The sequence below is a fragment of the Lujinxingia litoralis genome (genome assembly GCF_003260125.1).
Lineage (GTDB): Bacteria > Myxococcota_A > Bradymonadia > Bradymonadales > Bradymonadaceae > Lujinxingia > Lujinxingia litoralis.
In genome coordinates this window covers 220,527-233,823 of record NZ_QHKO01000002.1, presented here as the reverse complement: position 1 = coordinate 233,823, position 13,297 = coordinate 220,527, and the positions used below count along the sequence as shown (strand labels likewise).

General features: G+C 63.6%; 11 protein-coding genes. 2 read left to right on the top strand and 9 right to left on the bottom strand.

Translation table 11 applies throughout. The annotated features are described in order from the left end of the window. Positions 1-374 precede the first annotated feature (374 nt). From DL240_RS05745 to queA, 7 genes are all read right to left on the bottom strand, one after another. Positions 375-623, bottom strand: coding sequence for a hypothetical protein (locus tag DL240_RS05745; RefSeq protein WP_111728920.1), 249 nt, complete (start codon positions 621-623; stop codon positions 375-377). Positions 624-683: 60 nt separating this feature from the next. After that, a complete protein-coding gene (recJ, locus tag DL240_RS05740) occupies positions 684-2,438 on the bottom strand; it encodes a single-stranded-DNA-specific exonuclease RecJ (RefSeq protein ID WP_111728919.1) in 1,755 nt (584 codons plus the stop codon). A gap of 232 nt (positions 2,439-2,670) precedes the next feature. Continuing rightward, entirely contained in the window at positions 2,671-3,861 is a 1,191-nt protein-coding gene (gene secF, locus DL240_RS05735) for a protein translocase subunit SecF (protein WP_111728918.1), read from the bottom strand. 94 nt (positions 3,862-3,955) lie between these two features. Beyond that, positions 3,956-5,770 (bottom strand): protein translocase subunit SecD, encoded by a 1,815-nt coding sequence (secD, locus tag DL240_RS05730; protein ID WP_158542377.1) that lies wholly within the window; start codon positions 5,768-5,770, stop codon positions 3,956-3,958. Between the two features lie 174 nt (positions 5,771-5,944). Then, positions 5,945-6,295, bottom strand: a complete 351-nt coding sequence (yajC, locus tag DL240_RS05725) for a preprotein translocase subunit YajC (protein WP_111728916.1) — start codon at positions 6,293-6,295, stop codon at positions 5,945-5,947. A gap of 209 nt (positions 6,296-6,504) precedes the next feature. After that, entirely contained in the window at positions 6,505-7,653 is a 1,149-nt protein-coding gene (gene tgt / locus DL240_RS05720) for a tRNA guanosine(34) transglycosylase Tgt (protein ID WP_199589751.1), read from the bottom strand. Positions 7,654-7,697: 44 nt separating this feature from the next. Beyond that, positions 7,698-8,861 carry a tRNA preQ1(34) S-adenosylmethionine ribosyltransferase-isomerase QueA gene (gene queA, locus DL240_RS05715; RefSeq protein WP_111728914.1) on the bottom strand — a complete coding sequence of 388 codons (1,164 nt, stop codon included), beginning with the start codon at positions 8,859-8,861 and terminating at the stop codon, positions 7,698-7,700. Positions 8,862-8,970: 109 nt separating this feature from the next. On the opposite strand from queA, the gene DL240_RS05710 reads away from it, so the two are divergent. Beyond that, the gene (locus DL240_RS05710; protein WP_111728913.1) at positions 8,971-9,699 is read left to right on the top strand and encodes a tetratricopeptide repeat protein; all 729 of its coding nucleotides are present in this window, start codon (positions 8,971-8,973) and stop codon (positions 9,697-9,699) included. Positions 9,700-9,718: 19 nt separating this feature from the next. On the opposite strand, the gene DL240_RS05705 is transcribed toward DL240_RS05710, so the two are convergent. Together DL240_RS05705 and DL240_RS05700 are read right to left on the bottom strand one after the other, a co-directional pair. Continuing rightward, positions 9,719-11,911, bottom strand: a complete 2,193-nt coding sequence (locus DL240_RS05705; RefSeq protein WP_111728912.1) for a hypothetical protein — start codon at positions 11,909-11,911, stop codon at positions 9,719-9,721. Positions 11,912-11,931: 20 nt separating this feature from the next. Beyond that, on the bottom strand, positions 11,932-12,675 hold the full coding sequence (locus DL240_RS05700) for an AMIN domain-containing protein (protein ID WP_146618124.1): 744 nt from the start codon (positions 12,673-12,675) through the stop codon (positions 11,932-11,934). Between the two features lie 313 nt (positions 12,676-12,988). On the opposite strand from DL240_RS05700, the gene DL240_RS05695 reads away from it, so the two are divergent. Next, on the top strand, positions 12,989-13,279 hold the full coding sequence (locus DL240_RS05695; RefSeq protein WP_111728910.1) for a polyhydroxyalkanoic acid system family protein: 291 nt from the start codon (positions 12,989-12,991) through the stop codon (positions 13,277-13,279). Positions 13,280-13,297: the final 18 nt, after the last annotated feature.

The window sequence follows — 13,297 nt, the reverse complement described above, 5'->3', positions numbered from 1 at the left end:
CGCGAACGCGATCTTCATGCAGAAAGTCGCGTTCGCATCGGCTGCGAACGGGTTTTTTGCCGGGGAAAAGCGTTCGCATCGGCTGCGAACATGTTTTTGGCCGGGGAAAAGCGTCCGCATCGGCTGCGAACATGTTTTTGGCCGGGGAAAAGCGTTCGCATCGGCTGCGAACGTGTTTTTGGCCGGGGAAAAGCGTTCACATCGGCTGCGAACGTGTTTTTGGCCGGGGAAAAGCGTTCGCATCGGCTGCGAACATGTTTTTGGCCGGGGAAAAGCGTTCGCATCGGCTGCACACGCGATTCTCAAACAAAAAACGCCCCTGCAGGCGCTGCAGGGGCGTTTCTTAACTACATAGGATTGCTTCCGCGGCAGGATCACTCGCTGCCCTGAGCCTTTGTGTCGCCTTCAGGAGCCTCGTCGGACCCGGGAGCATCGGTGGGGGCGACATTATCAGGGGAGGGGGCTTCGAACTGTGTCGGCTCAAGACGGGGAGCCACTTGCACGTCTTCGGTGGCCAGCGACTCCACCAATGCAGTGGTGCCGCTGCTGATCACGTCGCGAAACGAGATCAGCGCCAGCAGGGTTAGCGAGAGCACCGCAATCTGAAGTGCAATCGCTCCCAAACGAGGCGTTCGCCGTCGAACAGGGCGTCGATATCGGGGCATGAAACACTCGCCGCAGAATCAGGGAGTCAGAATACGATCGGGGCAGCGCTCGTCGGCACGGCGCAGACCTCGTAGATGCATCTCCAGGCGCGTGCGGCCGCGGAAGGTTGCAAAGCGTGGCACGAAGGCCACCGCCACCGGTACGTCCAAGAGCGCGGCATCCTCTGCCATAGAGAACCCGATGCCGTCGAGGGAATTTCCGCCGTCGCGAAACTTCGCCTTGAGGTGGTTGTTGCCGACCACCCGCACGTGAGAGGCCTGGCTCTGGCGGCAGAGCAATACCGGCTCGCGATTCCCGGTGCCAAAGGGCCCCAGTCGTCGCAGGTCACTGCCGAAGCGCTCATCGAGCTCTCCGAGGCAGACCTCGCAGTCGATGGTGAGGCGGGGGCGAGGAAGCAGGCGGTCTTCAAGGCCGCGACATAAGCCCTCGTCGAGGCGCTCTCGCAGTGCTTCGACGTTGTGCTGGCGCAGCGAGAGGCCGGCGGCCGCGGTGTGGCCGCCGAAGGTCTCTAACAGATCGGAGGCAAAGCGCAGCACCTCGATCACGTTGATGCCTTCAATGCTGCGCACGCTACCTTTGCCTATGCCGTCGTCGTCGATGCCGACCATCGCGACCGGACGGTGAAAGCGCTCGACCAGGCGGCTGGCAACGATTCCGAGCACTCCGCGGTGCCAGCCTTCGCCGGCCACGACCAGCATCTGGCGGCCGCGCTCGACTTGTTGTTCAGCCTGGGGCACGGCCATCTCCAGGAGCTCGCGCTCCAGAGCCTGGCGATCCTTGTTGAGGGTCTCGAGCTCCCGGGCCAGGGAAATCGCCCGGCCATAACTCTCGGTGGTGAGCAGCTCCACGCAGATGGAGGCATCGCCCATGCGTCCGGCGGCGTTGAGGCGCGGTGCCAGCCGGAAGCTGATCGTCTGCGGCGATACCGGCCCCTGTTCGACACGGGCGCGTTCCATCAACGCCGAAATCCCGGCGCGGCGGCGGCTGGCAAGCACGTCGAGGCCGTGGCGCACAAAGATGCGGTTGAGATCGATCAGGGGCACGACGTCGGCGACGGTGCCCAGCGCGACCAGATCCAGATACTCGCGGAGGTCGGGCTCCGGGATATGCGCAAACACACCGTGGTCGCGCAGAGTGGAGCGCAGCGCCACTACCAGACAGAAGGTGACTCCGACGGCGGCCAGCTGCTTGAACTCAAAGGAGCACCCGGGCTGCAGAGGGTTGAGGATGGCGTTGGCCGGTGGCAACACCTCGGGCACGGTGTGGTGGTCGACCACGACCACGCGCAGCCCGAGCTGACGGGCCAGGGCGATCTCCTCGACGTTGGAGACCCCGCAATCGGTGGTGATGACCAGCTGGTAGCCCTGGTCGGCGAAGCGGCGCACGCTGCGAGCGTTGAGCCCGTAACCGTCCTGGTCGCGCTGGGGTACGTAGTAGTCGACCTGGGCGCCGAGCTGGCGCAAAAACTGAAAGAGCAGCGCTACGCTGCAGACCCCGTCGACGTCGTAGTCGCCGTGAATCATGATGCGTTCGCCGCGGTCGATGGCCGTGAGAACTTCGACCACCGCCTCTTCCATCCCTTTCATGCCGAAAGGGTCCGCCATCTGGCCAAGGGTCGGATTGAGAAAGCGTGCCGCCTGCTCCACATCGCCGAAGCCGCGCTGCAGGAGGATGCGTGCGGTCAGCGGATGCACGCCGAGCTCATGCGCCAGTTCGCCCGGGCTGATGTCCTGGTGGCGAGTGACGACCCATTCGGGAAGGGGCTGTTCCATAGAGAGATGGCCTGCGTCTTACGCAATCAAAGGGCGCGCGGGGTGGATACCCCCAAAGGCGCGCCAGGTGACGGCTACCCTAACAGAGAACACCCCCCTCGTCATTCACCGCGAGGGTGAATCACCGCCGGAAAGGGGCGGACCCCGGCGCAAAAGAAAAGCCCCGTGGCATCTGCCACGGGGCTTCTCAGAGAGGGGTGCTCCTCACAGGCCAGGAGGCCTTAATGCGAGGTTACTGGGCGGCACCATCGGCAGCGTTGGCCTTGTCGATGAGCTCCTGAGCCTTGCGACGCTCTTTGAGGTACCCGTCCATCTTGATCATCAGCGGCGACGCGATGAAGACCGAGGAGTAGGTCCCGATGATGATGCCGATGATCAGCGCCACGGCGAAGTCCTGAATCAGACCGGTACCGATGATGGCGATCATCATCACGGCCAGCAACGTGGTCAGCGAGGTGATGAGCGTGCGGCTCAGCGTCTCGTTCATCGCCTCGTTCACCACCTGCACCAGGGGCTTGGTGCCGGCGCGATCGAGGTCTTCACGGATGCGGTCAAAGAGAACGATGGTGTCGTTTAGGGAGTAACCCACGATCGTGAGCAGCGCGGCGATGATCGGCAGGCTGATCTCGATCTGCAGGATGACGAAGAGCCCCAGCGCGATGGTCACGTCGTGAATCAGGGCGCCGACCGCGCCCGGGGAGTAGCGGATGTCAAAGCGGAACCAGATGTAAATCAGGATCGCCAGCAGAGCCACGATGATCGAGACCAGGCCGCTGTTACGCAGCTGCTCACCGGCGCGCGGACCGACCGTCTCCAGGCGCTCCAGGCCACCGCTGGCCGAGAACTTATCGCCGAAGAAAGAGGCGAACCCCTCGCGGATGATGTTCTGAAGGTCCTGGAAGCGCACGGTGTAGAAAGCTTCCTGCTCCTGGCCGGTGGCCTCCACGGTAACGCGGGAGAGGCCGGCGGCCATCACTGCCTGCTCGATCTGGGCGATGTCTTTGAGCTGGCTGAAGCGCAGGTCCATGCGGTCGGGCTGTTCTTCGTTCCACAGCGCAGCGTCCAGGTCGCCCAACGCCTCCAACTCGGTACGAATCTCGGCGACCTTGACCTCATCGACCACCGAAACTTCCTGAGTCTGGACCATAAAACGGCCCTCGTCCTCGGAGCCGTAGCGCTGCACGGTGGCGTCGGCCAGGCCGATGCTGGCGGCGGCCTCGCGCACCTCGTCGTCGGTGACGCTGGGGTCGACCTTGATGATCAGCTCGGTGCCGCCGCGAAAGTCGATGCCCCACTTCGGGCCGACCGTCACTAAGAGCACCAGGCTGGCGACCATGAGCACCAGGGAGACGATGCCGGCAATCTTGCGTTTGCCGATGATGTCGTTCTGCGCATCGTAAGGGTAAATCTGCAACATCTTCATGAAAGGTCTCGCTGCTATTTCGAGGGCGTCGCCGGATGCGGCCGCAGGGCCGATGCCGACGACGCGTTCGCGCGTCTGATAAAAAGTGCGGCTCTTAGATGCTCAGCTTCTCGCTCTTGGTGCGCTGCATCCAGTCGTCGAAGAGGATGCGGGTCACGTAGACCGCAGTGAAGAGCGTCGAGACAATCCCGATCAGGAGCGTGATGGCGAACCCGCGGATCGGTCCGGTGCCGTACTGCAGGAGCACCAGGGCGGCGATGCCAGTGGTGATGTTCGCATCGAGGACTGCCGAGAAGGCCTTGTCGAAGCCTTCCTTCACCGCCACACGTACCGGCTTTTGGTTGACCACGAGTTCTTCACGGATGCGCTCGTAGATGATGACGTTGGCGTCCACGGCCATACCGACCGTCAGAATGATACCGGCGATACCGGGCAGGGTCAGCGTGGCGCCCAGCGAGGCCAGGCCAGCCATGATCAGCACCAGGTTCAAGGTCAGCGCGATGGTCGAGATGACCCCGCTGCGGCGGTAGTAGATAAGCATGAAGAGGATGACCAGGATGCTGCCCACCAGGAGCGCGCGCATCGAGCTGTCGATGGAGTCCTGACCCAGGGTGGGGCCGACGATGGTCTCGAACTGACGCTCGATCGGTGCGGGCAGGGCACCGTGACGGAGCACAATGACCAGGTTCTGCGCTTCTTGCTGCACCTCGGTGTAGGACTGCATCGAGCCCAGCGTGATCTGGGCGCGGCCACCGGTGATGGGCTCATTGATCACCGGAGCGCTGTTGACCTCGTCGTCCATCATGATGGCGAAACGCTGGCCGGTGTATTCGGTGGTCGTCTCAGCAAAGATTTTGGCGCCTTCGGGGAAGAAGGTCAGCGAGACGTAGGGACGGTTGAACTGCTGGTCGACCGCCACGCGCGCGTCCTGGATGTACTCCCCGGTGAGCTCCGCCTCGCGGTAGACCAGGTAGGTCTTCCAGTAGGACTGCTCCTCGTCGAGGACCTTCTTCTCACGGTCCTGGTAAACCGGGTGGAACTGGTAGCCAATGGCACGGTCATCGGCGACTCGCCCGGCAAAGAACTCCTGGAGTGCTTCTTTGTCCTGGTGGGTCACCGAGAAGTATCCGCCGTCGATGCTGCGCAGGGCGAAACCGGCGGGCAGCTGGCCGCGGAACTGGCCGAAGAACTGGTTGGTGCCGCTGTCGTCGACCATCTGGAAGCGCAGCTGCGCGGTCTGACCGATAAGGTCCTTGGCGCGCTCGATGTTCTCCTCGCGGATGCCCGGGAGCTGAATGACGATGTCGCTCAGGCCCTGACGGGTCACGCTGGGCTCGGCCACGCCGAGGGCGTCGATGCGCAGACGGATCTTTTCGATGGCCTGGGTGATGGCCATCTCCTTGGTCTCTTCGATGTAGTTCGGGTCCATCTGCAGACGCAGCGTAGTGCTACCGGTGTCGCTGCGGGTGAGGCTGGGGAAGTTCGACATGAACTCTTCGGTGAAGAGCTTGCGGTCGTCGGCCTGTCCCAACGTCACATCGATGTAGGTTTCGCCGTCCGGGTGCGTGGCCTCCACCTGCACATCGGGTTGAACCTCGCGCAGGCGCTCCTCGATGCCTCCGGCCATCCGCGTGAGCTGGTCCTGAACCGCGCGGTCGACGTAGACGTGGTACTGCAGCAGCAATCCACCCTGAAGGTCCAGGCCCAGCGTCAGCGGCTGGACGTTGGTCCAGGTGATCTGCTCGGTGGTCGGGTCGACCTCTAAAAACATCGAGGCGACGCCATCGGTGCTGGCCGGCTTGCCGTCGAGAGCGCCATCGCTCCAGTCGAGAATGGTGGGGGTCAGTGCGTAGAGCGCGACCAGAAAGGCCACGACAACAAGTCCCCAGCGGTACAGTGAGCTCTTCATAAAACCGAAACTCCGTTCGAGCACCGGGCCAAAGGCCTCTCCTGGGGGAGAGGTGAATGTCCCGGCCCGGCGCTCTATCGTTAATTCGCGAGCTGAGCCCGGCACAGCTGGCGCAGACTCAGACGACATCTATCTTCGAGCACCCCTCGTTACAGGGCGCCCGGTCAGGAGCGCTCAGGCGTCCTTTTTATCCTTGGACGAATCGCTCGATGCTTCGCCTTCGGAGCCCGAGACCGGATGCAGCTTGTTGCGATCGATGCGCACCTTGGTGCCGCGGGCCACCTCCACCTGCGCGATTGCGCCGTCGATACTGACCACCTTGCCGAAGAGGCCCCCGGCGGTCACGACTTCGTCGCCGGCCTTAAGTCCCCCGACAAATTCGCGGTGCTTTTTGGCTTCATTGAACTGCGGACGCAGCACAATAAACCAGAAAATCAGTACCATGACGCCGATAAAGACCAGGTTCATCATCGGACTGACCTGGCCCTGCGCCTGCGCAAGGATCAAGAGGTGGGGGCTTTGCATAACGTGGACGGTCTCCAGACCAGAGAAATCAGCTTGAAAGAGCGAGCGCCTCGCGCCGGTGCACAGAGCGCCGGGCTGCGAGGGTTTTATTTCCCGACCCGTCGCCGGGTGAAATTCTCCAGCTCGCAAGGACGGTGTGAATTAGCAGCCTTCCGAGGGCGGGTCAAGCTCACGCCCGGGCAGGGCGGCGCCCGCAGGAAGGCTCAACATCAACGCGAGCCCCCCTCGGCCTGCAGCTGGTGGAAGCGTTTTCGGAAGGCTTCAAATCGCCCCTCGAGGATCGCTTCGCGGGCTTGCCCGACCAGGCGCAAAAAGTAGCGCAGGTTATGCAGGGTACACAGCTGCGGTCCGAGCATCTCCCGGCTTTTAAGCAGGTGCCGCAGGTAAGAGCGTGAGAAGTTCTGACAGGTGTAGCAGTCGCAGTCTGGATCAAGCGGGCGAAGATCGTCGCGATGCACGGCGTTGCGCACCACGACATCGCCGCGGCTGGTAAAGCAATGCCCGTTGCGTGCGTTGCGGGTGGGGATGACACAATCAAACATATCGACCCCCCGCGCGATGCACTCGACGAGATCCTGAGGCTTGCCCACGCCCATCAGGTATTTGGGCTTATGGTCGGGCATCATCGGAGTGGTGAATTCGACGGTGTCGTACATCGCCTGAGTTTCCTCCCCCACGCTCAGCCCCCCGATGGCCATGCCTTCAAAGGGGAGGTCGCCGAGCTCTTCGAGATGCTGGCGACGCAAACGCTCGCTGGTGCCCCCCTGGCCGATGCCAAAAAGCGCACAGTCGCGGCGAGTGCGGGCCTCCAGGCAGCGCTTCTCCCAGCGGGTGGTGCGGGCCATGCTTTCCTGCATGTAGCGCTCTTCAGCGCCGGCCGGCGGACACTCGTCAAAAGCCATCATGATGTCGCTGCCCAGGGTCTCCTGAATTTCAATGACCTTTTCGGGCGTAAAAAGATGACGGGCTCCCGAGATGTGGTCCTGAAATTCCACACCTTCTTCGCGGATCTTGCGCAGCTCTTTGAGGCTGAATACCTGGTAGCCGCCGGAGTCGGTGAGGATGGGAAGATTCCAGCCCATCATCTTGTGGAGGCCGCCGTGGAGTTTGATCACCTCCAGGCCCGGGCGCAGGTAGAGGTGGTAGGTGTTGCCCAGGATGATCTGTGCTTTGACCTCGTCGACCAGCTCGTCGGGCCGCATCGCTTTGACGGTGCCGACGGTGCCCACCGGCATAAAAATCGGCGTCTGGACGGTGCCATGCGTCAGGGTCAACTCACCGGCGCGGGCGGCCCCATCGCGGGCGACCTCCTTAAATGCGAAGGTGTCACAGCGGACATCGTTTTGAATGGTGGTCATCATGGGACTCGGGTCAGAAAGACGATGGGGAGAGCAGGGCGAGCTCAGAGCAAGAGGGAGCTGTCGCCGTAGCTGTAGAAGCGATAGCCGCGGGCGACCGCCTGCGAATAGATGCGTCGCAGCGTGGGATACCCCACGAAGGTGGCAACCAGGGCCAGGAGGGTGGAGCGGGGCAGGTGGAAGTTGGTGATCAACCCATCGCACATTTGAAAGGAGTCGCCGGGCCGGATGAAGATCGAGGTTTCGCGCCAGCCCGGGCTCAGCGGAGTCTCGCGTCGCGCCTCGGCTTCCAGGGCGCGGGCCGAGGTGGTGCCCACGGCAATCACCCGGCCGCCGGCGGCCTTGCAGGCCGCGATGCGTTCGCGAAGCCCCTCCGGGATGCGGTAGGCCTCGGCGTGCATCGGGTGATCCTCCAGGCGCTCAGAGGTCACCGGCTTAAAGGTGCCCGCGCCCACGGTCAGCGTCAGCGTGGCTCGCCCCACGCCCATGGCTTCCAGACGCGCCAGCAGTTCTTCGGAGAAGTGCAATCCGGCGGTGGGAGCCGCGACGGCGCCGGGCTCACTGGCGAGCACCGTCTGATAACGCACGGCATCGTCGACCTCAATGGCATCGTCGGCCTCGCGACGCCGCTGCTCGATGTAGGGCGGGAGCGGGATGCGACCGAAACGCTCCAGGAAAGCCAGCGCGTTGGCTTCCCAGCTCAACTCGACCAGCGCGCGGCCACCGCCGGCCTCACTCAGCGTGACCGGCCAGGTGTCGGAGCCACGTGTGACCGTCAGCACCATACCCGGGCGCAGCGCTTTAGAGCTGCGCGTCATGCAGCGCAAGCGCAGCAGGCCGGTGGCCGGCCGGGTCCACCGCTCCTGCTCCGAAGGCTCTTCGACATCAAGCACGAAAAGCTCCACGCGCCCACCGGTGTCCTTAAACGCCTCGAGGCGAGCCGGGACCACCCGCGTGTCATTAAAGATCAGCAGATCGCCGGCCCGTAGGTGCTCGGTGAGGTGTTTGAAGCGGGTATGTTCAATATCTTTCTCTCCGCGTCGGCTCACCAGCAGTCGCGCCTCTTCGCGCCGAGGTGCCGGTGTCGCGGCGATAAGCTCAGGGGGGAGGGCGTAATCGTAGGCATGGACCGAGTTTAAGTCGATCGTGTCGGTCTGGTGGGTCCAGATGTCGTCGCCCTGGTCCGTGATTTTCGCGTCTTCGCTCATCGATCTCCCTGCCACAACCTTTGTGCCGGGCGCTTCTCCTGATACACTCGCTCCCGAGGACTTTTCCGGACTCAAAACACACTTCCGTCCAGATTAAAAGTGCATTTTCATGGGTAATCCCGACGAAAGCGACGACCGTGCAAGCCGCCTGGGCCGCATCCAGACGATTGTGCACGAGGATTACGCGCGCATTCAGAGCACCGACGACCCCTACATCGTGCTCAACCTGCCGCCGGATACGGATCTAGAGCAGGTTCGGGGCCGGTACGAACGCTACGAGCGCTTCTACCGTGCCGAAAACTTCCAACGCCTGGGCGACATGGATCTGACCCGCAAGGCGCTGGATATTCGGCGAGCGATCGGCAGGGCGTTGGTTGAGATTCAGTCCGAGGGGAAGAAGGCGTTAAACACCTTCGCGCCGCCTCCAGAGCCGCGGCGCACGGAGCGTCCCGGGGTCAATCCGGATGCCGCGGCCATGGGCGATATCTACTTTCGCGACGGTCTGACCTACCTGCGCCTGGGCGACTTTAACGCGGCCCGCGACGTGCTGACCCGGGCGGTGACCTACGACCCTTCTCGCGGCATCATTCTTGCGAACCTTGCGTACACGCACTTCAAGCTCAATCCGACCAGCCGGGAGGTGGTCGATGAAACCGGGCGACTCCTGACTCAGTCGATGACCATGGAGCCGGATAACCCGGAGGTCTTTGTGATCTGCGCGCGTTTTGCCATCAACACCCAGAATGCGGCGATGGCGCGTCGCTCCATTGAGCAGATCGAGCACCTTCGGCCCGACCATCCGGGCCTGGGACGTCTCAAAGCGCGCGCGAAGCTCTGAGCCGGAAAGAGCGGCGCATTTACAGAAGAGAGACGCCCAGATAGCTGGCCCAGCGTCCGGTTGCGGGCCAGGTGGCCGCGCGCAGCGAGAATGCCCATCCCAGCTCGGGCCACCCGTAGCGCAGGTGCAGCTCGCCACCGCTCTCCGCGGGGAGCTGTACATCCCCATAGAGGCGCATTTCGGCGGCCCAGCGCTCCCAGGAAGCGAAGAAGGCCGAGGTGTGAAAGAGCGTCGACTCGGCCCCGTTGTTGGATGAGGGATGCCAGCCGGCCCACAGGTCGCTGCGTAGGCGCTCCCCTAAAAGAGGCCCGGCCAGGTGATGTGTGGGCCCGCGTTCGAGCACGTGGCGAGAGCGCAGGGGACCAAACCAGGTCACGTCCACCCGGGCGCTCAGGCTCGGGTCGGAGCATTCCACAACGCAATGAGCAGCGAGCCTCACACTCAGCGGGCGAGGCAGAAGCCCGCTAAGTTTCACGGCCCCCTGGTACATCGGTTGCCACGCTCGCCCCGCGCCCTCGTCGAACCAGATCACACTCAGGGGCACTTCCAGTCGCCAGCCCGGGTCGAAGTCCAGGGCCTGTTCGATACGGGGGCCCGCGAAGTTGAAGTTTCCTGCGGGCGCGCCTCTGAGAACGGGCGTCAGATCCAGCACGTTCGTCGGATCCGGCGCGCCTCCCCCGACGTGCAGTTGGCGCCCGGCAAGGAGTCTGGGGCTAAATGCGTGAGAGAGGGCCCCAAGCTGAGCGCGCAGCGCCAGTCCTGCATCGATCATCACACGCGCGCTCGCGCCACCGCCGTGATGCACAACATCGGCAGCGTCCGAAGCTCCGGCGCCGCGCCACCATCCCAGGGCGGCATGGAGGCCCGGGCGCACAAAGAGCCGACCTGCGTTGCCGAACACGCGATGCACGTTGAATCGGGCCAGGCCCAGGCGCCCTGAAAACTCGGTGGAGTTCAGTTCCAGGTGTGTAAGCCGCAGATCGGCCAGCGCTGACCCCAGGCTAACGGCGCCGCCAAAGTTCACCCGGAGCTCGGAGGCGCCCGGGGGAACGCTGGCACCGGTAGGTTCGATGTAGGGAAGGTCGGCGTGTGCCGCGCTGATCTGCAGGGAAAGCGCCTCGGAGCCCAGACTTGCTCCGGCGCGTTGGACACGCCAGTCGCGCAGCAACGCTCCTTGTTCCAGGCGGCGTCCTTCCCAGAGCGCGGCGTCATTTGAGCCCCAGAGTGTGTGTTGCTCCAACCGCAGCGCGAGATGGTTGCGTTCCCCCCCCAGACTCAGGGCTCCGTCGGCTCCCAGGGCCATGGCGCCCGCGGTGGTCACCCCGAAGTCCAGCCCGAAGGCCTGCTGAGCACACCGTTCCCCCGCACAGGTTGCCGGCTGTGTAAGGTAGCTCAGGCCGGCGGCTGCTCGGCGTTTGTCATCGAGCGTCACGCGCGCCAAAAGTGGGTAGCGCCCGCTGGCGACTCCAAGCTCAACCTGGGCCCCGGAGCTGCCGACCCGAAGCGTCGGCGGAAGGACGCCCGAGGTGCGGCGGTTGACGGCGAGGTCGCCGCCGAGTTTCAGAAAGGCCCCCAGGCGGGCGTCTTGCAATGTCCACCCGGCACCGGGAAAGTAGCGAGCGCGGGCCAGACGTAGCCCCGCACGACCGTCTTCAAGAGACGTCAGGCTGGTGAGCGCGTCGTCATTCTGGCAGTGGGGCGCGCGAAGGAGCGGAGGGGCGTCAGGGTTTCGGTGCCAGCGAACATCCTCCAGAATCAGTTCGCCAGAGCCTCCCTGCGCCACCGCGCGCGATGCATGCAGGATGTTTGGATGGTCCAGCCCTTGCCAGCGGAGGTCGTGGAGCGTGATCGTGTCGTGGTCACCGAACACAACCTCTTGCGCCACCCAGGCCTGGTCTCGCCCCAGGGCGCGCACCTCGGCGATGGATACGCTTTCAGGGCGGTGGCGAACGTCGAGCAGCTGAATCTTCCAGTCGGACGACTCGATACCGACGCAAGTGCAGCTCGTTTCATCCTGGGGGGCGCAGCGCCAGAGCGGAGAGCGCGTGCGGGAACGCACGCGCTCCATAACACGCATCAACTCATCGGCTCGAGGAAGCTCCAGTGCACTGGAGTGGGTCGCTACATCGCCAGACTGAGCCCACGCGTTCATCGCGGGCACCATCAGCAGCGCAAGCACCACCATCAAGAGCGGGCGATTGGGTCGCCGCATGATCCACCGTCAGCTCAAGCTCAGTTGGCGCGGGCCTGAGTGCTTCGGGAAGTCTGGTGCGGGAAGTCCAGGTAGAGGTACTCCCCATCGGTGCTGACCTGCGGGTTCACCTCTTCGCGCAGGTCGATGGTGACCTCAACCCCGCCACCGCTGAGTTCCCGGGCGTCGATGCGGGTCACCGCACGCTTAAAGAAGCTCGCGTCGATAAAGCGGCTGAAGTTACGCGTGGGGATCTCGGCGTTTTCAAAGGTGAGCACCACCTGCGGTTGCTCGCCAGCCCCGCGTTGAACCTGATAGCGCATCGGTCGCGGGCTCTGAAAGAAGACCCGCGTACGCGATGCTTCGGGCAAAAAGCCAATCCAGGTCAGCTGATTCGGGCTTCCCGTCTGGGCGCCGGCCCGACGGGCGTCGGCCAGGTGAGCCATCTCATCACGAGTCCCCGGAATGACACCGCGGTAGAGTTCGTCGGCGGGCCGAGCGGCGAGCTCCGAGGCCCGGGCGCGTCGGCCCCGCGTGCCGTAGAGCGAAATCTGATAGGAGCCCTCATCTGAGGCTTCGGCATCGCCACCAGGCTGAGAACTGGCCGCGTCGCCTGCCGCCGGCGCCGCGGCTGGCTGAGGTACGGGCATCCCCGGGATGTAAATCTGCGACTGACTGCCGTCGCCAGCATCATCAAAGCGACGAACCGTCTGGGCTTCGGCGTCAATTGAAACACCGACCATCGCGACAAGCGCGACGAGCATCAATGTCCTGGGAGCTCTCATGGGGACCTCGGGCCTAAAACGTCACAAGCGGCTTGACTTCATGGACTGGATTCCGCGTCCACGCTATCACCGCCAGGAGTGCGCGGGCAAGTTATCAGATCGCCGCAGCGGGCTCGCGGTACGGCTTGTCCTGCAGGGGATATGCACTATCTTCGCGCAGCGACGCGAGCTGCCGAGCGGCCGGATTGACAACAGAAATGGCCGATTGCTACCGTCTGCCCGTCTTTTTGTGTGAATTTTCCGGTCGCCTCGACCCTCCAACTTGTGACGACGCCCCAGACCACGGGCGACGCCCCCTCCAAGGAGCACCATTATGTCGGATATCTCCATCAAACGTCCCCACGGTATGAACACGGAAGAAGCCAAGGCCAAGGTGCATGGCATCGTCGCCGATATTGAGGGTGAGTTCCCCTCGCTGGTCAATAACATCAGCTGGAACGACGATAAGTCTCATGCCAAGGTAAAGGGCAAGGGCTTCACCGGTCAGTTTCAGGTGACGGACTCCGATGTGATGATCGACATCGACTTAAGCCTCTTTGCCCGCCCCTTTAAGGGCAAGGTCGAAGAGCGCATCGTCTCGCGCATGAGCGAGTACTTCGGGTAAGGCAAACACCGCGTGGAG